This is a genomic window from Thermoleptolyngbya sp. M55_K2018_002 (assembly GCF_015295965.1).
Lineage (GTDB): Bacteria > Cyanobacteriota > Cyanobacteriia > Elainellales > Elainellaceae > Thermoleptolyngbya > Thermoleptolyngbya sichuanensis.
The window spans coordinates 1-22,391 of sequence record NZ_DVEA01000434.1; the positions used below are offsets into that span (position 1 = coordinate 1).

General features: G+C 57.2%; 18 protein-coding genes and 1 riboswitch. Of the genes, 13 read left to right on the top strand and 5 right to left on the bottom strand.

The window, feature by feature from the left end; genetic code table 11:
- On the top strand, window positions 1–555 hold a 555-nt coding region (locus IGS51_RS21745), incomplete at its 5' end, for a hypothetical protein (protein WP_297080924.1).
- 8 nt (window positions 556–563) lie between these two features.
- Window positions 564–1,532, top strand: coding sequence for a J domain-containing protein (locus IGS51_RS21750; protein WP_297080950.1), 969 nt, complete (start codon window positions 564–566; stop codon window positions 1,530–1,532).
- A gap of 30 nt (window positions 1,533–1,562) precedes the next feature.
- On the opposite strand, the gene IGS51_RS21755 is transcribed toward IGS51_RS21750, so the two are convergent.
- The gene (locus IGS51_RS21755; RefSeq protein ID WP_297080925.1) at window positions 1,563–2,609 is read right to left on the bottom strand and encodes an AI-2E family transporter; all 1,047 of its coding nucleotides are present in this window, start codon (window positions 2,607–2,609) and stop codon (window positions 1,563–1,565) included.
- A gap of 671 nt (window positions 2,610–3,280) precedes the next feature.
- Between IGS51_RS21755 and IGS51_RS21760 the strand changes: the two genes are divergently transcribed.
- From IGS51_RS21760 to IGS51_RS21770, 3 genes are all read left to right on the top strand, one after another.
- The gene (locus IGS51_RS21760; protein ID WP_172354216.1) at window positions 3,281–3,478 is read left to right on the top strand and encodes a DUF2949 domain-containing protein; all 198 of its coding nucleotides are present in this window, start codon (window positions 3,281–3,283) and stop codon (window positions 3,476–3,478) included.
- Window positions 3,479–3,719: 241 nt separating this feature from the next.
- On the top strand, window positions 3,720–5,591 hold the full coding sequence (gene ftsH4, locus IGS51_RS21765; RefSeq protein WP_297080928.1) for an ATP-dependent zinc metalloprotease FtsH4: 1,872 nt from the start codon (window positions 3,720–3,722) through the stop codon (window positions 5,589–5,591).
- A 1,183-nt stretch (window positions 5,592–6,774) separates the two neighbouring features.
- Window positions 6,775–7,590, top strand: a complete 816-nt coding sequence (locus tag IGS51_RS21770; protein WP_297080929.1) for an SDR family oxidoreductase — start codon at window positions 6,775–6,777, stop codon at window positions 7,588–7,590.
- A 15-nt stretch (window positions 7,591–7,605) separates the two neighbouring features.
- Here the strand turns inward: IGS51_RS21770 and IGS51_RS21775 are convergent, their stop codons facing one another.
- A complete protein-coding gene (locus tag IGS51_RS21775; protein WP_297080931.1) occupies window positions 7,606–8,649 on the bottom strand; it encodes an alpha/beta fold hydrolase in 1,044 nt (347 codons plus the stop codon).
- 31 nt (window positions 8,650–8,680) lie between these two features.
- Complete coding sequence (locus IGS51_RS21780) at window positions 8,681–9,679, bottom strand: fatty acid desaturase family protein (protein ID WP_297080933.1); 999 nt, start codon at window positions 9,677–9,679, stop codon at window positions 8,681–8,683.
- 285 nt (window positions 9,680–9,964) lie between these two features.
- Here IGS51_RS21780 and IGS51_RS21785 point away from each other — a divergent pair, with 285 nt between their 5' ends.
- The 3 genes from IGS51_RS21785 to IGS51_RS21795 all read left to right on the top strand — a co-directional run bounded on the left by IGS51_RS21785 (window position 9,965) and on the right by IGS51_RS21795 (window position 13,629).
- The gene (locus tag IGS51_RS21785) at window positions 9,965–11,110 is read left to right on the top strand and encodes an ABC transporter permease (protein ID WP_297080935.1); all 1,146 of its coding nucleotides are present in this window, start codon (window positions 9,965–9,967) and stop codon (window positions 11,108–11,110) included.
- 354 nt (window positions 11,111–11,464) lie between these two features.
- Window positions 11,465–11,668 (top strand): hypothetical protein, encoded by a 204-nt coding sequence (locus IGS51_RS21790; protein ID WP_297080937.1) that lies wholly within the window; start codon window positions 11,465–11,467, stop codon window positions 11,666–11,668.
- Between the two features lie 437 nt (window positions 11,669–12,105).
- A complete protein-coding gene (locus IGS51_RS21795; RefSeq protein WP_297080939.1) occupies window positions 12,106–13,629 on the top strand; it encodes an alpha-amylase family protein in 1,524 nt (507 codons plus the stop codon).
- A gap of 10 nt (window positions 13,630–13,639) precedes the next feature.
- On the opposite strand, the gene IGS51_RS21800 is transcribed toward IGS51_RS21795, so the two are convergent.
- On the bottom strand, window positions 13,640–14,515 hold the full coding sequence (locus IGS51_RS21800; RefSeq protein ID WP_297080941.1) for an NAD(P)-dependent oxidoreductase: 876 nt from the start codon (window positions 14,513–14,515) through the stop codon (window positions 13,640–13,642).
- A 176-nt stretch (window positions 14,516–14,691) separates the two neighbouring features.
- On the opposite strand from IGS51_RS21800, the gene IGS51_RS21805 reads away from it, so the two are divergent.
- Window positions 14,692–15,144 carry a hypothetical protein gene (locus IGS51_RS21805; protein ID WP_297080942.1) on the top strand — a complete coding sequence of 151 codons (453 nt, stop codon included), beginning with the start codon at window positions 14,692–14,694 and terminating at the stop codon, window positions 15,142–15,144.
- Window positions 15,145–15,501: 357 nt separating this feature from the next.
- On the top strand, window positions 15,502–18,357 hold the full coding sequence (locus IGS51_RS21810; RefSeq protein WP_297080943.1) for a cation-translocating P-type ATPase: 2,856 nt from the start codon (window positions 15,502–15,504) through the stop codon (window positions 18,355–18,357).
- Window positions 18,358–18,611: 254 nt separating this feature from the next.
- Here IGS51_RS21810 and IGS51_RS21815 read toward each other — a convergent pair whose 3' ends face one another.
- Entirely contained in the window at window positions 18,612–19,550 is a 939-nt protein-coding gene (locus tag IGS51_RS21815; protein ID WP_297080945.1) for a vitamin K epoxide reductase family protein, read from the bottom strand.
- 403 nt (window positions 19,551–19,953) lie between these two features.
- On the opposite strand from IGS51_RS21815, the gene IGS51_RS21820 reads away from it, so the two are divergent.
- From IGS51_RS21820 to IGS51_RS21830, 3 genes are all read left to right on the top strand, one after another.
- Window positions 19,954–21,081: a Gfo/Idh/MocA family oxidoreductase gene (locus IGS51_RS21820; protein ID WP_297080946.1), complete on the top strand. Its 1,128-nt coding sequence runs from the start codon at window positions 19,954–19,956 to the stop codon at window positions 21,079–21,081.
- Window positions 21,082–21,314: 233 nt separating this feature from the next.
- A riboswitch (cobalamin riboswitch) is annotated at window positions 21,315–21,451 on the top strand.
- A gap of 149 nt (window positions 21,452–21,600) precedes the next feature.
- Window positions 21,601–22,176: a HupE/UreJ family protein gene (locus tag IGS51_RS21825; RefSeq protein WP_297080948.1), complete on the top strand. Its 576-nt coding sequence runs from the start codon at window positions 21,601–21,603 to the stop codon at window positions 22,174–22,176.
- Window positions 22,177–22,296: 120 nt separating this feature from the next.
- The coding region (locus tag IGS51_RS21830; RefSeq protein ID WP_297080952.1) for a DUF1350 family protein at window positions 22,297–22,391 on the top strand (95 nt) is incomplete at its 3' end.

Consider the following 22,391-nt stretch of genomic DNA (forward strand, 5'->3'; position numbering starts at 1 on the left):
GAGGCCGCCGACCGCAGCCGCGACCCAGACCTCCTCGAAAGCCGTCCCCGCAGCAATGGCGATCGCTGGGACGACAGACCCAGCCGCGGCCGCGAAGCTGGAACCCGCGAGATGGGACGAGAATCTGGACGCGAAATGGGCGCTTCGCAGAATGATTTCTCCGAGAATCGCCGCCCAGAAGCCCGCAGCCCAGAGAATCGCAGCCCAGAAACCCGCAGCTTAGAAAACCGCAGCCCAGAAAATCGCAGCCGCTCGGAGCGACAAGGACTGAACCTGCGGACTTCAGACTCTGGCAGTTTTGACTCAGACAGCCGCGACTCCATCAGTCTCGATCCGTGGGACGACGCGCCCAAGCGCCCCCGTCGCGAACCAGCAGGAGACTGGGAGGACCCGACCGCTGAAGCACCAACCGACGAAGACGAATCGCTAGACAAGCCAGAATATAACCGTCCCACGGGTCGCCCCAGCGACGACACTCCCCGTCGCCGCCCCCAAACTGGCGAGATTCCCCGCAGCCGGGGCATTTGGGATGAGGAAGAAGACGAATGGCTGTAGGAGACCGGATGCAGAATTTTCGGAATTACTATCAAATTCTCGGAATTCCCAAAACCGCCACGGCTGAGGAAATCAAAAAGGCCTATCGGCGGATGGCGCGGCAATATCACCCCGACTTGAACCCTGGCGACAAGGAAGCAGAGGAAAAGTTCAAGGACGTTGGCGAGGCCTACGAAGTTCTGTCGGATGCCAGTAAGCGGGCGCAGTATGACCAGTTCAGCCGCTTCTGGAAGCAGGGTGGCTTTCAGAGTGGCGCAACACCCAAGTCCCGCAGTTGGAATAGCCGCACCGCCAGCCGCAGCCCTGAGGAGGTGGACTTTAGCCAGTTTCGCGACTTCAACAGCTTCGTAGATCAACTGCTGAACCGCCGCAATGAGGAACCCGCCGCCCCGCGAACCCCACCGCGCGATCGCGATCCCTACCGCCCCGGCACCACCAAAACCACCTACACGGTTCCCCGTGCCACGCCACGCAACGCCGAGGCCCGGCTGACTGTGCCGCTGGAAAAGGCCTTTGCGGGCGGGCGCGAGCGGATTCGCCTGGAAGATGGGCGATCGCTCGAAGTGAATATGCCTGCCGCCATGCTCACCGGGCAAAAGATTCGCCTCAAGGGGCAAGGCGTGTCTGGCGGCGACCTGTTTCTCCGCATCGAAATCGCGCCCCACCCCTTCTATCAGTTGGACGGGGCAGATATCTACTGTCTGCTGCCCCTAACGCCCAGCGAAGCGGTGCTGGGGGGAGCGATTGAAGTGCCGACGCTGGATGGGCTGGTGAAAATGGTGATTCCTCCCGGCGTGAAAGCAGGGCAAAAGCTGCGGCTGGCAGGCAAGGGCTATCCCATTGACGGCAAGCGTGGCGATCAGATCGTGGAAATCACCATCCAGGTTCCCAAAGACCTCAGTCCCCAGGAGCGCGAACTCTACGACAAACTGCGGCAAATTGAAACGTTCAATCCCCGCGCTGGATTGGGCGTTTAGCTGGATTAGGCGTTTAGTGGAATCGTTCAGTCAATAAAGCTCCTTGGGTTCCTCCATCCGAGACAGGTCCAGGAGCGACTTCACAAACCCTGCGGTGGGCACGGCCATTAAAATTCCCAGCACGCCCGCCACCCTGGCCCCAATCAGCAGCGCCACAATGACCCAGGCAGGATTTAGACCCGTAAAGCGGCCGAGGAGACGGGGGGCGATCGCATTTTCAATCGCCTGATCCACCACAATCCCTACCGCCAGCATCTTGACACCCACCCAAAAACTGCCCAGCCCGACCAAAAAGCTGATCAGGCAAATGCTCAGCGGTGCGCCCAGCGGAATCAGCGTCATCACGCCCACCGCCAGCCCAAACAGCAGCCCAAACGGCACTTGTAGCAGCAGGAAAACCGTAATCATCGACAGCCCCATGACCAGCGCCAGCGTCGCCTGACCGCTGAAATAGTTGTGGAAACTCTGGCGGAGCGATCGCCTCAATTGTCCTCCCTGAGAACCTGGCAGCCAGCGGAGAATGCCGGCCCACAGCGTCTCACCGTGCAGCAAGAGATAAAACGTGAGGGCGATCGTGATTACAAAATCCAGCGCACTGCCCGCCAGCCCAATGCCCAGCCCCAACACACCGCTGCTGAGCGGCTGAAGCTGGGCCACCAGCGCCTCCTGGAGCCGCGCCACAAAATCGATCAGGTCTACCGGAAGCCGTCTCGCTGTGGCCCAGCGCTGCATATCCTGAAACTGCTGGTTGCCCGATTCGATCCAGGCAGGCAGTTTGGTGACCAGCCCATTAATTTGGTCAAGGAGAATCGGAATCAGCGTGACCGCCAGCACCAGCAGCAGAAACAGGGTCGCCAGCAGCACCAGCAAAATCGCGCGATCGCGCGATAGCCCCCGCCGCTGAAGCCAGCGCACCGCATAGCTCAGCACAAATGCCAGCAGGTTCGCCCCCACAAAAATTGTCAGAAGCTGCCGAAAGTAGTCCATTACCACCAGCAGCGCCCAGCCGTTTATCACGACCAGCGGCAGCGCCAGTCCCCAGGTCACCCACCGAGGCAAATTATCAATCCATTTCATAAGGCTGGGCAGTCCTCAAGCACCATTGCTCAGTATTGATTTCAGTCAGGACTTACGCACTTGCGAAGTTTTCTGGGTTTTGGACGATTTTTCGCGGGCTGCGCCTCCGAGAAATTGTCCAACTGCGTCAGTCCTATCAGTATTGATTGTGGATTTACGACAGACAGAGCTTACACGGTCAAATTATCCCTAGATCCCCACACGCACGCGCCGCCTTGCCAGCAATCCAGGGGACTTGGAGAGTGGCTCAGTTCCTCCATCGTGAACCAGTGCGTATCCTGACAGACTCATTGCATCAATCATCCAACGTGTCTTACAGCATTGTTGGGCCGGATGAGCCACACGCTCGTTGCCCGACAGAGACGTTTCACAGCGATTCCTAAACCAGCTTTGGGGCAATTCTCATTTTTGAGGCAGCCTATCCGCTACAACCCCCCACAATCCGCTACAGTCCGCCAACATCTGAGAATGCCTGGACAGCCCCGGAAACAAGAATCCGCCCCATGAAATATCGACAAAGTTAAGTGAAGTAATCCTTTTGGTGGGGACGCAAGGTGAGATTATCGCTATAATCTTCAACATCAATCCTGAAAGATTGTTGCAAAAGTTAACAAAAAGACTACGTTTCTTTGTGTCACACACCCTAAATGGCAAATAATATGGCGAATACTATGACGAACGAATCCACAACTCAAGCCAGGCTCATTAAGTTTCTGCGGGAGGAACTCTCCATTCCAACCGAGTCAATTGCGATCGCCCTTAAACAGCCAGAGCAAGACTCGAACCTGCTGCCGATGATCTTGTGGCAATACGGGCTAATTACGCTAGAACAGCTCGACCGCATTTTTGACTGGCTGGAAACCGCTTGACCGCCTGAGTTTACCGCTTGAGTTTAACGAGTTCAGTTTGACAAGTTCGGGTATTTCGCCATTTTGGGGGGCACATTCCGGTGTGCCCCTTTCCAGTTTCTATCTCTCAGGTTCTTCATAAACCTTTAAAATAAAAAAGCTAGAGATTTTTTGTACTATCCGCTCCACGTTCTAAGGGCCCTTCCATTCAGGGGCTTTTCTCTATTTGTCCGTTCTGTCCGTCAATAAGGAGCATTGTCAAATGCCGATTAAAGACCAGCCCAAAGCCCCGCGATCGCGCGTCATCGGCAACATTTTGCTGCTGGTGTCTAGTTTATTTTTACTAGCAAATATTCTCCTCCCTGGGCTGCTAGGGCCTCAAATTCCTCAGGTTCCCTACAGTCTGTTTATTCATCAGGTCAGCGAAGGCGAAGTCGCCCGCGCCTACATCGGCCAAGAGCAAATCCGCTATCAGCTCAAGCCCGTTCCTCCCGCAGAAGAGGGACAGATCTTGGCAACTACGCCCATTTTTGACCTAAAGCTGCCTTCGCTGCTAGAAGAAAACGGCGTTGAGTTTGCCGCTATTCCACCGCCGCGCAACGGCTGGCTGTCTAACATTTTGGGGTGGGTGATTCCGCCGCTGATTTTCGTTGCCATCTGGCAGTTTTTCTTGTCGCGAGGGGCGGGCGGCGGCAGCCAAGGCGTGCTGTCCATCGGCAAGAGCCGCGCCAAAGTCTACGTAGAAGGGGACGAAAACAAGGTCACTTTTGCTGACGTAGCAGGTGTGGAAGAAGCCAAAACCGAGCTACAGGAAATTGTTGAATTTCTGAAAAATCCTCGCAAGTTCACTCAAATCGGCGCACGGATTCCCAAGGGTGTGCTGCTGGTCGGCCCGCCGGGAACCGGGAAAACGCTGCTGGCCAAAGCGGTGGCAGGCGAAGCGAGTGTGCCTTTCTTCAGCATTTCCGGGTCGGAGTTTGTTGAACTCTTTGTCGGCGTGGGTTCCTCCCGCGTGCGCGACCTATTCGAGCAGGCAAAGAAGCAGGCTCCCTGCATCATCTTCATCGACGAGCTAGACGCGATTGGCAAATCTCGCGCCACGGGCGGCTTCTACGGCGGCAACGACGAGCGTGAGCAAACGCTAAACCAATTGCTGACGGAAATGGACGGCTTTAACGCGGGGGATCAGACGGTGATTGTGCTGGCTGCGACGAACCGCCCCGAAACCCTCGATCCGGCGCTGCTGCGGCCCGGCCGGTTTGACCGTCAGGTGCTGGTCGATCGCCCAGATTTGCAAGGGCGGCTGGCCATCCTGGAGGTTCACGCCAAGGACGTGAAGCTGGGCCCAGATGTGGATTTGAAGGCGATCGCCACTCGCACACCCGGATTTGCCGGAGCCGACCTGGCCAACCTGATCAACGAGGCGGCGCTGCTGGCCGCTCGCAACGGCCGCGAAGCCGTCGCCCAGGAAGACATCGCCGAGGCCATCGAGCGCGTGGTGGCGGGTCTGGAGAAAAAGAGCCGCGTCCTCAATGACCAGGAAAAGAAGATTGTGGCGTACCACGAAGTCGGCCATGCGCTGGTGGGCGCAGTGATGCCCGGCAGCAACAAAGTGGAAAAAATCTCCATCGTGCCCCGCGGCATGGCGGCGCTGGGCTACACGCTGCAACTGCCGACGGAAGACCGCTTCTTGCTGAGCGAAGCCGAGCTATTGGGACAAATCGCCACACTGCTGGGCGGCCGCTCTGCCGAAGAAATCATCTTTGGCAGCATTACCACTGGCGCATCGAATGACCTCCAGCGGGCCACCGACCTGGCCGAGCGCATGGTGACGACCTACGGCATGAGCAAAGTGCTGGGGCCGCTCGCCTATCAGCAGGGGCAGCAAACCAGCTTCCTGGGGGGCGACATGAACCCCCGCCGCATGGTCAGCGAACAAACCGCCGAAGCCATTGACAAAGAAGTCAAGGATATCGTCGAAACCGCTCACCAAAAAGCGCTTGACATCCTCAAGCACAACCGGGATCTGTTGGAAACCATTGCCACGAAGCTGCTGGAAACAGAGGTGATCGAGGGCGAAACCCTGAAAGACCTGTTGAGTCAGGTGAAAGCGCCAGAAGGGGCGATCGCCTAATTTCTCAACCGCAACCAATCACCTAAATTCATTTAGGCGCATCTGGGAAACCAGGTGCGTTTTTTTGCGACTAATTTTTTATTTGGGGAAGAACAGCCATCAAAAATTTCTGCGGCTACAAACTTTAACGATTGCCCATCAGGAAGCGAACCCAACCTGGCTCGTTCTCAGAAATTAAGGGACACCCGTTGCAGCGGTGCGCTGGAGAAGAAGTCGAGCCATCGGCATCTCGGCAGCACTGAGGGGCGATCGCCCTTCCTGAGTGCTAGTATTTCAAAATGTAAAGATTGCGGATTTTCACTAATAAATGTTGCAGCCGCTTGATCCCGCTGCTAACGTGTGCATATCGACTGATGGATAGCGCTATTCCAAATGTTGATACTTTTCCGTTCTCGATAAATTTGCATCGCTCGATCAATCACATCTGTCTAGAGTTGGTTCGAGATTCGTCCTATAATTCCTGCCGAAGGATCAGGAAAGTGCTGAAACTGGCATGAATCCATCTTCGTCCGGTTCTCAGAATCGACCAGGCTGTGTGTATTTTTCTTGACAAACTCTGTGCGTATGCTTTGGAACGTCATGACTCTAGCTGGTTCGTCAGCTTTGCAGGGCAATGCTCTCATCAATGCTTTGCAGCCGCGTCATCGCGTTCTCTGCTGGATTGATGAGATGGACAGTTCCCTTCAACGCTGGACTCAATTAATGGATTCGGTAGCATCCGATTCTCATCCGGTTTACGGTCTGTCTCGTGTATCCAGATCGATTCCAAAATCAATCAATGAGGTCCAGGTCGCTTAGCCATCTCTCTTGGTTTCTCTGGCAAATTCCTGAACTATTCTTTGTGAACTTGTATTTGCGAACCTGTGTTTGCGAACCTGTGTTTGCGAACCTGTATTTGCGAACTTGTATTTGCGAACTTGTGTTTGCGAACTTTGTGAAATCTACAAACGCTGGGCGCGGCCGCGCCATTCACCTGAACTTCATTCCAGGACATTCAGGATTTCCTGCTTCACTCGATTGCTTAACTGAGTAAGATAACTTCTCAGTTTCGGACTCCTTCAAGCTCCTGACTAAGCCCAAACTTCTGACTAAACCGATTTGGATCACTCACTCGCCGCAAGCAGACCCGGCGCGATGGGTGGCGTTTGCTCGGCGGCGAGTCTTCAAGACTGGAGGCTTTGTAATGACGACGATTTACGGAAAGACTGCTCTAATTACCGGAGCCTCTCGCGGCATTGGACGGGCGATCGCCCTGGAATTTGCCCATCAGGGTGCAAAGCGGCTGCTGCTGGTGGCCCGCGATCGCCAGCGGTTGGCCGAATTAGCCGACGAATTGCAAGCACTGGGCGTAGAGGCGATCGCCCTGCCGCTGGACTTGAGCCAGCCTGCGGAAGTCAGCATCGCCGTAGCCAAAGCGTGGCGCGACCACGGCCCGATTCACTGCCTGGTAAACTGTGCGGGCGTGGCGCATCAGGCCCCATTCCTGCAATCCCGCCTGCCCCAGGTGCAAGAAGAAATCGCCATCAACCTAGTCGGTATGTACACCATTACGCGCCTGATTGCCCGCCGCATGGTGGCCCAGCGCGAAGGCATGATTGTCAACGTCTCTAGCCTCATGGGTAAGCTGGCCGCGCCCACGATGGCAACTTACTCGGCAACCAAGTTCGCCATTCTCGGCTTTACGCAGGCGCTGCGGGGTGAGCTGGCGGGGCACAATGTCCGGGTCGTGTCTCTGCTGCCATCCCTGACTGATACCGACATGGTGCGAAATCTCCGCTGGTTTCGCTGGATTTTGCCCATGACCCCAGAGCAGGTCGCTCAGGCACTCACTCGCGGACTGTCGCGGGGCCGCAGCGAGATTCTCGTCGGCTGGCAGAGCCATCTCGCCCTTTGGGGACAGCGATTTGCGCCGTGGCTGATGGAAAAAGTGCTGCAATGGGCCGCGCCGCTACCCCAGACCCGCTGGGAGTTTGGCAAACTGCGGATGATGCGCGGATAGCGGCTTCCGCTGGCATCAGCCATCCGTCAGCGCATCTGCTAGCGCGTCCGAAACTGCCTGACGGATAAACGCCTCGTCCGCCGGATTATAATACGGATTTCCCGCCCGGTGTCCCCAAATTGAGGGAATCGGGCGGAATTCCGCATTTGGAATCAGCCGTGCCTCAGCTTCGCAGTCTTCCGGCGTGAAATAGAGATCCGTTGTTGCGGGCATCACCCAGGTTTTTGCTCGAATCGCACCCAGCGCCCTTTCATAATCGCCCTGATAGACCGGATTGTTGCCCAGGTCGCAGCGCAGCCAAGTGTCAATCATGCTCAGCAAATTGTGCGGGTCGCGCTTGCGATAGCCCGCCTCCCAGCCGCGCAGCAAGTAATCCTCCAGCGAGGTATAGCCCAGTGGGTAATACAGCCCTTCGCGGTAGAAAGCTTGCGACGCGGCCCAACTGGCGTAGATGCGGGCAAAGGCGCGAAAGCCGCGATCGGGAACCCCCTCAAAGCGATCGCCCGTCCAAGTGGGATCAGCCGTCAGCGCAGTCCGCAGGCTGTGCAAGAAAATCTGGTTGTGTTCCGTCGTGCGGGCCGTGCCGCAGAGCGCCACAATTCGCTGCACCCGTTCAGGATAGAGCGCGCCCCAGTGATAGGCCTGCTGCGCTCCCATCGACCAGCCGTAGACCAGCGCCAGGGTTTCCACGCCAAACACCTCGCGGAGCAACTGTTCCTGCGCCCGCACGTTGTCCCAGTGGGTAAACCAGAAGCCCGACTCACTGAGTTTGCAATGGGGATCATTGCTGGGGGAACTGGATAGCCCATTGCCGAACATATTGGGAATGACAATGAACCAGCGCTCTGGATCGAGAATGCGATCGCGCCCGATCAGCCACTCAATGTCGGGGTGCTGTGCGCCGTAGGACGTGGGATAGAGGATGACATTACGGCGATCGCCCGCTAGCGTTCCATAGGTTTGATATACGATCTTCGCTTCCGGCAGCGTTGCGCCACACTGAAGCGTGTAATCTTTCATCACAAAAGTTTGTGCATCGCCGTTCGCAGCAGCATTCATGGCAGAATTCCCGATCGGGTCACTGATTTAGCTATTCAGCAGCAGTTTTTAGAGCCGCGATAATGTTTTGGTTGACTCGAATGTAGCCCTTCTCAACGTATCTCCAGCGTTCCGACAAACGTTCATAGGCAGCCGGCAGCGCATGAAACGGAATCGAGGGATAGAGATGATGCTCTGCATGAAAGGGCATATTCCACATCAAGAGCTTAATGGGGAACGTGGTCAGCGTTGTTCGCGTGTTAGTAAACGGGTTGTCGTCGTTCGTGCAGCCGGTGTGTTCTGCCAGCAAAATGGCGCGGAGAATCGGCTGACCCACCGCCAGAGGCAGCACCCAGTAAAGGAAAACGGCAGCGGGATGTCCGAGGAGAATGGAGAGGGCGATCGCCCCTGCGTATACACCCAACTGCACCCGCGTCGAGCGAATCACGTCGGCATAGGCGCTCTCTGGCAAAAAGGGATAGTCCTGCACCTTTCCGGCGGCAATTTTCAGGTGCGTTTTCACCTTGCCAATCCACCAGGGAATTGCGCTCACTTCTAGCCAATAGTCGCGCCGGGTCTGCGGCTTGGGGTCGCTGAGTTCGGGGTCTTTGCCAGGAATTTGCGTGTAGCGGTGGTGCCATTTGTGATAACGGCGATAGAACGTGCCGTTGTAAAACGACAGCAGCCCAGCCAGCCAGCCGATGACATCGTTGAGCCGATTGCTGGCAAAGGCCGTCCGATGAACCGATTCGTGCATCGCCGCAAACATTGAGGACAGGCTGAAACCGTAGACCACTAGCGCTGGCAGCGCCACCCACAAATTTTGCAAATTTTGCAGATTTTGCATCTGCGTGGCCCAGAGTGTGCCGCTGACTGCCATCACGGCCAGATGCTTGCCCAATTGCCACAGCCCTTGCCACGTCGAGCGCTGGTTCAGCGCGGCGAGTTCTTCGGTAGACAAGACCTGTCGGGCATTTGACGCAACCTCGCGGCAAGGGGCGATCGCCCCCTCAGCCTTGCCCAATTCCAGCGTTTCTTGTGAAAACCCCATGATCCCTGCCTTTTGAATGAATGGCTCAGATGAACAATTCGAGGAAATTCTTAGTCTGAAGATAGCGTCTAGACGCAAACCTGACTTGTCACACAACTTGTCACACAACTTGTCACAACAAGTCATCACGCTCTTACTATAGCAGGTTGCCATCACTTGTTGTAACAAGTTAGAGAATCCAACTAAGCCAGTGGACTGGGCAGAATCATCCCGATTTTCTGACCCCTAACCCCTTTGTCCCTGCTATATCATGGGGATTCAAAGGCTGTCCGAAGGGCAAAACGCATGAATTGGTGGCAAAAGCTCAAGAGAAACTCGCTAGCCCGCTATGGGGCGCTGGTGCTGCTATTGCTGTATCTGGTGGCGATTGGGGCAGAGTTTTTTGCTCCCTATGATCCCTACGTGTCGCAGACGGATGGCTCGCTGCTGCCGCCGACGCAGGTGTTTTGGCGATCGCCCCAGGGTCAGTTCCTTGGCCCCCACGTCTATCCCACCACCCAGGGCGCGGTAGATCTGGAGACGGGCGATCGCCAGCTTTCGCGAGACCTTAGCCAGCCGTCGCCGATTCGTCTATTTGTCAAAGGCGACCCCTACCGATTCCTCAACCTAAAGCTGCCGCTGCCGACGCGGTTTTCGCTGACCGATCCGCAGTTCCAGGAGAAGGAAATTTTGCCGGGAATTCCGGGCGATCGCCACCTGTTTGGCACGGTTGGCCCCGGTCGGCTGAACCTGCTGGGCACTGACGAAGCAGCCCGCGACCAACTCAGTCGGCTCATTCACGGCAGCCGCATTAGCCTGTCGATCGGACTGGTGGGGATTCTCATTTCCTTCCCGTTGGGGCTGCTGATTGGCGGCATCTCTGGCTACTTTGGCGGCTGGACAGATTCCATCCTGATGCGCTTTGCCGAAGTGCTGATGACCATCCCCGGCATTTACCTGCTGATTACGCTGGCGGGGGTGCTGCCGCCGGGGTTGACCAATGCCCAGCGGTTTCTGCTGATTACGCTGATCACCTCGTTTGTCAGTTGGGCGGGGCTGGCGCGGGTAATTCGCGGGCAGGTCTTGTCAATTAAAGAACGCTCTTTTGTGCAGGCGGCGCGGGCGATGGGCGGGCGATCGCTCTACATCATCCTGCGCCACGTCCTGCCGCAGACCGCAACCTATGTGATTATTACGGCCACCCTGGCGATTCCCAGCTTCATCCTGGCAGAAGCCGTGCTGAGCTATCTGGGACTCGGCATTCAGCAGCCCGACCCCTCCTGGGGAAATATGCTGTCCCTGGCCAGCAATGCGTCGATTTTGGTGCTGCAACCCTGGCTGGTTTGGGCCCCGGCATTTCTCATCGTGCTGACGGTGCTGGCGTTTAACCTGCTGGGCGACGGGCTGCGCGATGCCCTCGACCCGCGCAACAGCAGCGATAGCAATGGCTGAACCCAAGGGTTAGAGAAACCCCCAAAGAAACACCAGAAACACCCAGAGCAACGCCTGCTGCTGGTAATCCTTAATACTTTTGAAAATATCGGCACTACGTTTTGTAGCGCACTTTACAATGAAGTGCTAAGGAATCGCAGCGCACAGGCTTCGTTCGAGGCACCTTGACCCAAGCCTGAGCGATCGCCCTAGTGGGTTTTGCCCATTGTTCCGCGCCTTGGCTAGTTCCGCGCCTCGGTTAAAAGGCTAGGGAAAGGGATTTGGGCGATCGCCGCTGCTTCTCACTTATTCATCACTGAATAAAAGTGCCACCAAAAGTGCCGTCAAGGGTGCTGCCACAGAGGAAGGTTTACGATGACAATTCGAGGGTTTCGCCGCAAGCGCCATACATCTCTGCCCACCGCAGAGCAACTGCTCAATTTAGGGAAAAATTTATCTCAAGGTCTGTCGATGGATGCGGTCGAACCGCGCACCGTCCCGCCCAAAACCAGCGACGAAGAATGGACAACCAAGCGGCTGATTCAGTTTAGCCAGAGTCTCAAAAATATTTGGATGTAGAATATTTGGATGCAGTAGATCGAGGTAGCACTGAGATCCAGTAAAGATCCAGTAAAGATCCAGTAGAGATCCAGTAGAGATCCAGCGCCTATCCCCACATCTGTAAATATCTAGCAGTCAATATTCAGCCAACCCCAGGCCGCCGCCCTCCAGCGTGTGGCTTTTTCTACTTTCTGAGTAAACCGCTGACCGAATCTATGAAACAGACAGCCCACTGGCCAACAGGGCAGAATGGAGGTGGGTAAGGCAGATCGAACATGAGGCTGAAATTTTTGCCGGAATTTTTGCCGGAATTCTTACTGAAATTCTTGCCGAAATTCTTACTGAGATTCTTACTGCGGGAAAAATGCCCGCTTTTTGGGCACTCTGAGGGCGCATCCATCAAGCATCTCGACCTTTTTACTAAATTCATTTGTTTTGCACACGCTCATTTCAAAATGCGACATCCGTTTACCCTTGGTGCCTCTCTACTCGCGCTGACGGCACTGTTAATGACGGGTTGTGCCCGCCCCACAGGCCGAGCCGCTGCGGTCGAAGATGCAGAGATGATCAAATCACGCCCGTCCCAGGCGGCGATGGTGCATTTGTTTGAGTGGCGCTGGGACGACATTGCCCAGGAATGCGAAACGGTTTTGGGCCCAAACGGCTACGCCGCCGTGCAAATTTCGCCCCCCCAGGAACACGTCGTCTTACCGGAGCGGGGCTTTCCTTGGTGGCAGCGCTATCAGCCCGTCAGCTATCGGCTGCAAAGTCGCAGTGGCGATCGCGCTCAGCTTGCGTCCATGATTCGCCGCTGCCATGCGGCCGGGGTCAAGGTCTACGCCGATGCGGTGATCAACCACATGGCCGGGGTCGAGCAGGGCATCGGCAGTGCCGGGTCAGTCTTTACCAAATACGACTATCCTGGCATCTACCAGCCACAAGACTTCAACGACTGTCGCCGCAACATCGAGAGCTACCAGAACTACGACGAGGTGACGGGCTGCGAACTGGTGGGGTTGGCTGATTTGAAAACCAGCACGCCCTACGTGCAGCGGCGGATCGCAGAATACCTCGCCGATTTGGTCAGTTTGGGCATCGACGGCTTTCGGATCGACGCTGCTAAACATATCAATGCCCGCGACCTGGATGGCATTCTGACCCAGCTTGAGCAGGTCTTGGCAGAACAGAAAGCGGGCAAGACCCTGACTGATCTCTTCATTTATCAGGAAGTGATCGACCCCGGCACCGAAGCCGTGAAAAAGGGCGAATACTACGCCTCTGGGGACGTGTTCGAGTTTGAGTATGGACGAGTCGTGAGCGAAAAGTTTGCTGGACTCGACGGGCAAACCCTGGCGCAGCTAGAAACGTTGGGCGAGGGCTGGGGATTCGTTCCTAGCGAAAAGGCGGTGGTCTTCATCGACAACCACGACAAGCAGCGGGGTCACGGGGGCGGCGGCAACTACCTCACTTACAAGGACGGGCCGCTCTACGACCTGGCCAATGTGTTCATGTTGGCCCATCCCTACGGCAAGCCGCTGGTGATGTCGAGCTACGACTTTTCAGATGGCGACCAAGGGCCCCCCGCCGATGCCGAAGGCAACACGCAATCGCCCCTCAGCCCCAACGCTGCAACCTGCGCCGACGGCTGGATCTGCGAACATCGGCGATCGCCCCTGGTGCAAATGGTGCAGTTTCGCAACGCGGCCGGCGATGCGCCCCTGGTGGACTGGTGGAGCAACGGGCAAAACCAGATTGCCTTTGGACGGGGCGATCGCGCCTTTGTGGTGATCAACCGAGAATCCCAGCCCCTCACCCACACCTTTCAAACCAGCCTGCCCCCCGGCCGCTACTGCGACCTGCTCCAGCCCAGTGCGTCCAACCCCACCACCTGCGCCACGCCCATCACCGTTCAGCCCAACGGCCAGGCGACCTTCACCCTATCCGGCATGAGCGCCGCCGCAATTCGAGTCATGGAGTAGTAGAACCACCCTAAGCCAATGCCCGCAACTCCTCCAGCACGCCCCCCGGCGCATAGCCCAAGCTAAAGGCGTAGCTGCTATCCATCGACACGTCTAGCGGACGCGGGGCGGGCATGGGCACATCCGCCTGCTTGCACGGGCTGATCGAGTCAGGGGAAAGGTCAAACGCCGCCGCCATCCGTAGCCCAAATTCATAGCGAGACAGCCGCTCTGGCCCGCCCAGGTGAACCAGACCCTGAACCTTGTCGAGCGCCATCAGCAGTCCCTTTGCTGCGTCGCGGCCGCTGATGGGCGTGCGAAACTCGTCGGTAAACAGGCGCAGCGCCTCACCATCGCGCAGCTTCTGCAAAAACGGCTGCAAGAAGCTAGGGGCCGTGGGCGCAGCGCCAAACGTCAGCGGCATCCGGCAAACGGCAGCCTTTGGATAGCGGCTCAGGATTCCGGCTTCGGCTTCTGCCTTTTGCTCTCCATAAAGGCTGAGGGGACAGACCGGATCGGCTTCGCGATAGGGCGCGTGGTGTCCGTCGAACACCAGATCGGTGGAGGTGAAGGCAAAGGCAATGCCCGCATCGGCGCAGAGGCTAGCCAGGTTTAGGCTGGCGAGGACGTTAATCTGGCGGGACAATTCGGGCTGGGTCTGGCAGGCGTTGGGCTGAGACAGGGCGGCTGTGTGGATCACTGCATCCGGGCGAATCTCCTGGAATGCCTGCTGGAGGGCAGCACAGTCCGTGAGATCCAGCGCCAGCGTGTTCGCATCGGCCAAGGACACGGGCCGGGTTTGGTACGTACCGTAGACCGTCCAACTGGCGCGGGTCGCCTGGTAGATATGCCATCCCAAAAAACCGCTGATGCCCGTAATGAGAAGGGTTTTGGGAGGCGTTGACATGGCAATAGATTCCACAGTCATAAGTTGGACAAGATACGATTAAAAGGATTCCGTGTCTGAAGCTGAGACAGAAGAAATTGAGACAGAAAGGACAGCGTATGGTGAAGCCAATGGTAAATCAGTTGGTAAGTCAGTTGGTAAATCAGTTGGTAAGTCAGTTGGTAGATCAAGCTGCTGTGAACCCGCTTGCTGGCGATCGCCCGTTTCCAAAGCATTTCCGTCTTGCTGCGGCGGCAACCTGGGCGAGTGTATCAATCGCTTCTAGCCTAGCTGCATGGGCTAGTTTTGTCCCGCTTGCCCAGGCCCAAGAGCAGGCCCAAAATCGCCAGCCGTCTGCTTCGATTCCCGTCCAGATTGAGCTTAGCCCAGCGTCTCCAGCAATTTCTGACCCGCAGGGCTTTCCAGCATTGCAGCCGCTGACTCCCGTGCCCGCTCCGTCCAGCGATGCTCATTCGGATGCCATTGGACAAGACTCCATTGGGCCAGACTCGCTCAGGCAAGACTCCATTGGACAAATCGACGCTCAGCGTCCTGTGCTGCCCTTTTCCGATGTGCCACCCGACCACTGGGCCTACGAAGCGCTGCTGTATCTTTCCACAGGAGGGCGATCGCCCCGCTCTGTTCCTTAACCCGCTCTATTCTCTAACTTGCGCCGGGAAGCTGCTTTGAGGCATTCCTGATGACGTTCCATCTAGATTCCGTCTGGAAGGTTTCGATTGCGTAGCAAAACTTGATTTTTGGCATCCTTTTCGTTTGAAAACTTAACGCCTTTCCCATACTCAATTCCCGCTCCAGAGACCTACCCTGGATGTTGATACACCGCTTGCACAAATGCTGCGAGCGGTGTTCAATTTCTAAAATCTTTGCCTAAAATCTCTGCCTGAAATCCATAACGGATTGGCTGGCAGGTCGCAGTACCATTCGAGGCTGGTTCGCAGCGTTTAACCTACCTTAAAACATTTGATTTTCTCAAACTCTCAACCTAAATGACTATTTCTGACCCTGGCTCTGTCTCTCCTGCCACCCGCTGGCATCTGCTGCCTGCTGAAAAGGTGTTGGAGCAGTTGCAGAGCGATCGCCAGTTGGGCCTCACGTCGGAGCAAGTCGCCGAACGCCAGCGCCAATTTGGCCCAAACGAACTGGAAGACACAGGCGGCCGGAGCAACTGGGCAATCTTGCTGGATCAGTTCAAAAACATCATGCTGATCATGCTGATTGCGGTGGCGATCATTTCCGGCGTGATGGATCTGATGGACATGCAAGCAGGACGGGTCAAGTCTAACGACATTCCGTTCAAAGACACCGTGGCGATTTTGGCGATCGTGTTTTTGAATGGCTTGCTGGGCTATGTGCAAGAAAGTCGTGCCGAAAAAGCGCTGGCCGCCCTGAAAAATATGGCCTCGCCGCGAGTGCGCGTGGTGCGCGATGGGCGCGTACAGGAGGTGAGCGCTGGGGAACTGGTGCCAGGGGACATCATGCTGCTGGAGGCAGGCGTGCAGGTCGCGGCGGACGGTCGCCTGTTGGAGGAAGCCAGCCTGCAAGTGCGGGAGGCAGCGCTGACGGGCGAGGCGCAGGCCGTCTGCAAACGGGTCTCCGCAGACCTGTCAGAAGATACGCCCCTGGGCGATCGCCTCAATTGCGTGTATCAGGGAACCGAGGTTGTGCAGGGGCGCGGCGTGGCCATCGTCACCCAAACCGGCATGGGCACTGAACTCGGCAAAATTGCCACCCTGCTGCAATCTGTCGAGGCCGAGCCAACGCCCTTGCAGCAGCGGATGGATCAGCTCAGTCAGGCGTTGGTCACGGGGTCTCTGTCACTGGTGGCAGTGGTCGTTGTCTTGGGGCTGCTGGTGGCCGGATGGGGCAAGCTGCGGGAACTGGTGGAGGTGTCGCTGAGCATGGCAGTGGCCGTTGTGCCAGAGGGCTTGCCCGCCGTGATTACGGTAACGCTGGCGCTAGGAACCCAGCGGATGGTGCGCCGCCATGCCCTGATCCGCAAGCTGCCTGCGGTAGAAACCCTCGGCTCTGTCACCACGATCTGCTCCGACAAAACGGGGACCCTGACCCAAAACAAGATGGTGGTGCAGGGAATTCACCAACACTCCTGCTCCCTCAGCGTCACCGGCCACGCCTATACGCCGGAGGGCGAGTTTTTGCTAAACGGGCAGCCGATTGACGCTCGGCACCACCCAGAGGCGATCGCCCTGCTGACGGCCGGCCTTCTCTGCAACGACGCTGCGCTGCAAAAGGAAAACGGCGACTGGTGCATCCTGGGCGACCCCACCGAAGGCGCACTGCTAGTGGCTGCCACCAAAGCTGGCCTCGATCGCCATCAGTTGAGCTATGCCTGGACGCGCCTGGGTGAGTTTCCCTTCACCTCCGAGCGCAAGCGCATGAGCGTCATGGTCAAACAGGCAGGGGGTGGAACGACCACAGATGCGATGGGTGCGATCGCCCCGCTGCTCCTGCCGTCCTCCTCCCTACTCCTGTTTTGCAAAGGCTCTCCAGAACTGGTGCTGGAGCGCTGCCAGTTTGTGTATGTCAAGGGCACTGTGGAGCCACTCAGCGGCGATTGCCGTCAGCAAATCTTGCAGCAAAACAATCACCTGGCAAGCAAAGGACTGCGGGTGCTAGGGTTTGCCGGCCGTCCCCTAGAAGCATTGCCCACCGAAGACAGCGCCGAGGAAACCGAGCAAGGGCTGATTTGGCTGGGACTGGTGGACATGCTAGACGCGCCCCGCCCCGAAGCACGCGAGGCCGTGGCCCGCTGTCGCTCCGCCGGAATTCGCCCCGTCATGATTACAGGCGACCACCAGCTCACTGCACGGGCGATCGCCGAAGACCTGGGCATTGCCCAACCCGGCGATGAAGTGCTGACCGGGCCCGATCTGGAACACTGCACCCCAGAAGAACTGGAAGCCCACGTCGAGCGGGTCAGCGTCTATGCCCGCGTGGCCCCAGAGCATAAGCTGAAAATCGTGCAGGCGCTTCAGCGGCGGCACCACATCGTCGCCATGACGGGCGATGGCGTGAACGATGCCCCCGCGCTGAAGCGCGCCGATATCGGCATTGCAATGGGCATCACGGGCACCGATGTCAGCAAAGAAGCCAGCGACATGGTGCTGTTGGACGATAACTTCGCCACCATCGTCTCTGCGGTGGAAGAAGGGCGCGTGGTGTACACTAACATTCGCCGCTTTATCAAATACATCCTGGGTTCCAATATCGGCGAAGTGATTACCATTGCCGCATCGCCGCTGTTTGCCTTTGGCGGTGTGCCCCTCACGCCCCTGCAAATCCTTTGGATGAACCTGGTCACCGATGGACTGCCCGCCTTGGCGCTGGCAGTAGAACCTGCGGAACCCAACGTCATGAGTCGCCCGCCCCACGATTCCAAAGAGAGCATTTTTGCACGAGGATTAGGCACCTACATGATCCGCATCGGCGTGGTGCTGTCTATTATTGCGATCGCCCAAATGGTCGTCGGCTATCACCTCGCCCAAACCACCCCCGGCGACCCCGATCGCTGGAAGACAATGGTCTTCACTACCCTATGCCTGGCCCAGATGGGTCATGCCCTGGCTATTCGCTCCAACACCCGCCTAACCCTAGAACTCAACCCCTTCTCCAATCCCTACGTCCTCACCTCCGTCGTCTTTACCAGCCTGCTGCAACTAGCGCTAATCTACGTCGAGCCGCTGCGAAACTTCTTTGGCACCCAAATCCTCAGCCCCCTGGAACTGCTGATTTGTCTTGGATTCAGCCTACTGCTCTTTGTTTGGATTGAGCTAGAAAAACTGCTGTCTCGCTGGCAGGGCAAAGGGTCAGGCGTGGGGGACTAACGGTACAAGGTTCCAGAGGTAAAGTTCCAGAGGTACAGTTCCAGAGGAACAGGATAAAGATTCCCCCCCTTTCGTCCCCAAGGAGGACTAAGGGGGGCAGATGCTCAGCCTTAAACCAGCCCTTGAAAACCGGCCCTTGAATATCAATTCTCCTGAGTGGTGCTACGAATGAAACTGCTAGAAAACCTCAACAAGCTCGGCTAGCAATCCAAAATCGCAAATCCAAAATTCAAAATCGAAATAGGACAGCGCCCCTATGGAGAAATCTGGAAGTTGGTCGGGCCCTGATAGCCAGAAGCCTTGGCCAGTTGCTCCAGCGTTTGGGTGCCAGAGTAAAATTGTCCGTTGATTTCCCAGGTAGGATAGCCCGTCACCTGCGGCGTGGCGCGGCACAGGGCAGTCTGGGAGTTCGCTCCGTCTGGCGCACATTCGATGTAAGGAATCTCAGCGGCGGCAGGCTGACCGAAGAGTTGCTTCTGATCGTGGCAATGCGGGCACCAGTAAGCACCAAACATCTTCGCGCCAATGCGCTTCAGGTGGCGAGCCAGTTCAACCTCTGCCTGCCCCGAAACGGTAGTTACAGGCGGCACGGATGGCCCGTCCACGACCTCACTGGGCGGCGTTTTAATGATGTTGTGCCAAGCCAGAGAACCTACTAGCACCACCACACCGACTAAGATCCCGGTAAAAATAAGCTGTCCCACATCTTCCCAAGCTCGCCCAAACAGCGTCAGCAAGAACATAGCCAGGGCAAACAGCGCTGATGCAATGCAATAGACGCAGATGCCCGCAGCGCCGAAGGGCACCACGAACTCGGAAAACATGATGTACATCAGGTAGCCGCTGAATACCAGCATGGCGGTGGAGCCTGCAAACAGCAGCAGCCAGGTCGTGTTATCCAAACTGGTTCGCAGGGTCTTGTTTTGGTCGGGATTGACCAGCAGCGGCGCAAAAGCAAACGCCGCCATGCCCAGATAGGCCAGCAGCCCAAACAGCGCCAACGGTTGCCCAAACAGCGTGGCGTAGGGGCTAGAAAGCACCTGCTGACAGCCGCTAGTGGGGCAGGCTGCCTCGCCACCAAACAGCCGAGTCGCGGTGAGATAGGCAGTGTTTAGCGCACCCAGTAGGGCGATCGCTCCGATAATCTTGCGAGACTGGCGATGCAGCCAGGGGGTCTGACGACGGCGGCTCATAGCACCTACTTCTGTCAACTCAGCAATAGACTTCATCAGGATACAGCCCGTCGGCTCATCCCGACTTCCCTATTGTGGCTCAAAGCCGAAAAAAGTGGGTTGGCAGGGGTCATCGCTCCGCAACATTGACAGAAGACGGTGTAAGACCTAGACAGAAGACGGTGTAAGACCTATCGGAGGATGCGAGTTTGCAGAGTAAGCAAGCTAGATTGGCAAATTAGGCGAATCATTAGCAAATGAGCAAATAAATTGGCGGAAAAGAGCAGGCGAGATGGATCAATGTCTTAGCCAGACCCGAAAATTCAGAATAAATGCGAGCAAAAAGTGTAAGCAAAAAATTTGAGCAAGAAATCTGAGCAAAAAGTTTGAGCGAAGTGTAAGCAAAATAATGTGAGCGAAAAATGTGAGCAACGTAGACGCAGCCCAGGATTTACCGTCAGTGGGCATTGTGATTTTGGGGCTGGGGCGGTGGGGAATGCATCTGCTGCGAAATTTTTTGGCGCTGCCGGGGGTGCGCGTGGTGGCGATCGCCGATCCCAGCACCACCCGTCTGCAAACTGCGGTGAGCCAGCTTGGGCTAGCACATCGCACGCCCGCCGTTCTTGCCCTCACGGATTGGGCGGCCACGCTCGATCTGGACGGGGTAGATGCCGTGGCGATCGCCACACCCGCCAGCACCCATGCAGCACTCCTGCGAACCGCGCTGAACCGAGGGCTACACGGATTTGTAGAAAAGCCCCTGACGCTCTGCGCTGCCGAGGGGCGGGAACTGTGCCAACTGGCGGCAGCGCAAGGACGGCGGCTGGTGGTAGATCACACCTATTTGTTTCACCCAGCCGTGCAAGCGGGGCGATCGCTCGTTCAGCAAGGGCTACTTGGGCAGGTGCGCTATGGCAGCAGCAGCCGGACGCACCTCGGCCCAGTGCGCTCCGATGTCGATGCGCTATGGGATCTGGCAATTCACGATATTGCCATTTTTAACCACTGGCTGGGAGCGCGACCCGTGCAGGGGCAAGCCTGGGGGACGGTCTGGTTGCAGCCTGCGCTAACCCCACAGCTTGGGGCAATCGCCCAGGAAACAAACCAGGCAAAAACGGCAGTGCAATCGGGAGGATCGGGAGGATCGGGAGTATCTGATCTAGTCTGGGCGCGGTTGTTTTATCCCAGCGGATTTCAGGCGACGCTCCAGGTGTGCTGGCTCAATCCCGACCGACAGCGGCGGCTGAGCGTGGTGGGCGATCGCGCCTCGCTAATTTTTGACGAAATGGCGACCGATTCGCTGGTGTTGCAAACTGGAGCGCTGATGCAGCAAGACAGACAATTCTTGCCCACGGCCCAAGAGCGACGGGCGATCGCCGTTTCCCGCGAAGAACCACTGCGCCGCGCCTGCGAACATTTTGTGGACTGTGTGCAGGGCGATCGCCCCTCCAGCCTGTCGTCGGGCGAAGTTGGTGTCGAGTTGGTGGCGGTTCTCGAAGCGCTCTCCCAGTCGATGGCCCAACAGGGGGCGATCGTTTCGGTTGCCGACTGAATTTGAGATTTTGGATTGGTTAGGACTTACGCAGTTGGACAATTTCTCGCGGGCGCAGCCCGTGAGAAATTGTCAAAACCCAAAGAGCCTATCGCCAGTGCGTAGGTTTGGTTGGTTTTAGATTGGCGATTTTGGATGGCTGCAAGCGCCCAGTTCCTTGAACATTCGTGACTCTGCGCGTTTGCTCCTACAAACGGTGCTATGATTTCAGTCGCTCATCGGCTCTCAAAGGGGAACAGCCTTTGGAGATTGGCGATCGCGCCGATTGGGGAAAGTGCAGTGCAAGTCTGCCGCTGTCCCGCAACTGTGAAGTTGGGTAAGACACCCCGCCCGACCAGTCAGGATGCCCGCCGATGCGCCATTTTGCCAATTTAGACTCTGCGAGGTACAGACATGAAGGCAAGCATCACCAGAACCCGGAAATTCCCGAAATCGCCCAGAGCGCGCGATCGGCGAACCGTTCCGGCCAGCAAACCTAGAGCGGACTGGCGCAGCGGCGCACTGCTCCTACTAGCAGGGATGGCGCTCTGTGCTGAACCAGCCTTAGCGCACCACGCCACGGGAGGCGAAACGCCCAAAACTTTTTTGGAAGGGTTTTTGTCTGGCTTAGCCCATCCCGTCATCGGGCTGGATCACTTTGCATTTGTGGTGGCGATTGGGCTACTGGCGGCAAAGCAAGGCTGGGGACTGCTGTTTCCTATCAGCTTCTTGCTGGCAGCGCTAGGCGGCACGACCCTGCACCTGAATTCAGTGGATTTGCCCGCCGTTGAAATTGCCATTGCGCTGTCGGTGTTCCTGATCGGGCTGGGGCTGGGGCTGCGAAAGACACTACCTCTGAGCGGGGCGATCGCCTTTGGAATTTTGGCAGGGGTATTTCACGGCTATGCCTACGGCGAGTCAATCATTGGTGCAACGCCGTCGCCCCTGTCCGCCTATCTGCTAGGTTTCACGCTGATTCAGGCGGCGATCGCCTTGGGAGCGGGATGGCTGGGCGATCGTCTGCTGCGCCGCACGGCCGAACGGGCTAGAGCGCTGACCCTGCCTGGCCTGGCGATCGCAGGCGTGGGGCTGGTGTTTTTGTTGCAGGCTATTTGAGCCGAGCGGGGGATCGAGAGCAAGCGGGGGACAGAGAGATGGAGCTACTGATCCCTTTCCTATCCCCCCACCCGCTGCCACATCGTCTACCATGAGAGAGAGCTTCACCCTTCTTTACCTATGGAATGGCGAGAACTGGGCGGAAATTGGCTGGTGGTGCCAGACCGTCCGACAGCGATGATTCATTTTTTGGGCGGGGCGTTTGTGGCGGCGGC

What these genes read in the sequence shown, in the direction of transcription:
- IGS51_RS21750 (WP_297080950.1), top strand. Translation starts at nt 564, where the DNA reads ATGCAGAATTTTCGGAATTACTATCAAATTCTCGGAATTCCCAAAACC.
- IGS51_RS21755 (WP_297080925.1), bottom strand. Translation starts at nt 2,609, where the DNA reads ATGAAATGGATTGATAATTTGCCTCGGTGGGTGACCTGGGGACTGGCG.
- IGS51_RS21760 (WP_172354216.1), top strand. Translation starts at nt 3,281, where the DNA reads ATGACGAACGAATCCACAACTCAAGCCAGGCTCATTAAGTTTCTGCGG.
- ftsH4 (WP_297080928.1), top strand. Translation starts at nt 3,720, where the DNA reads ATGCCGATTAAAGACCAGCCCAAAGCCCCGCGATCGCGCGTCATCGGC.
- IGS51_RS21770 (WP_297080929.1), top strand. Translation starts at nt 6,775, where the DNA reads ATGACGACGATTTACGGAAAGACTGCTCTAATTACCGGAGCCTCTCGC.
- IGS51_RS21775 (WP_297080931.1), bottom strand. Translation starts at nt 8,649, where the DNA reads ATGAATGCTGCTGCGAACGGCGATGCACAAACTTTTGTGATGAAAGAT.
- IGS51_RS21780 (WP_297080933.1), bottom strand. Translation starts at nt 9,679, where the DNA reads ATGGGGTTTTCACAAGAAACGCTGGAATTGGGCAAGGCTGAGGGGGCG.
- IGS51_RS21785 (WP_297080935.1), top strand. Translation starts at nt 9,965, where the DNA reads ATGAATTGGTGGCAAAAGCTCAAGAGAAACTCGCTAGCCCGCTATGGG.
- IGS51_RS21790 (WP_297080937.1), top strand. Translation starts at nt 11,465, where the DNA reads ATGACAATTCGAGGGTTTCGCCGCAAGCGCCATACATCTCTGCCCACC.
- IGS51_RS21795 (WP_297080939.1), top strand. Translation starts at nt 12,106, where the DNA reads ATGCGACATCCGTTTACCCTTGGTGCCTCTCTACTCGCGCTGACGGCA.
- IGS51_RS21800 (WP_297080941.1), bottom strand. Translation starts at nt 14,515, where the DNA reads ATGTCAACGCCTCCCAAAACCCTTCTCATTACGGGCATCAGCGGTTTT.
- IGS51_RS21810 (WP_297080943.1), top strand. Translation starts at nt 15,502, where the DNA reads ATGACTATTTCTGACCCTGGCTCTGTCTCTCCTGCCACCCGCTGGCAT.
- IGS51_RS21815 (WP_297080945.1), bottom strand. Translation starts at nt 19,550, where the DNA reads ATGAGCCGCCGTCGTCAGACCCCCTGGCTGCATCGCCAGTCTCGCAAG.
- IGS51_RS21825 (WP_297080948.1), top strand. Translation starts at nt 21,601, where the DNA reads ATGGCGCTCTGTGCTGAACCAGCCTTAGCGCACCACGCCACGGGAGGC.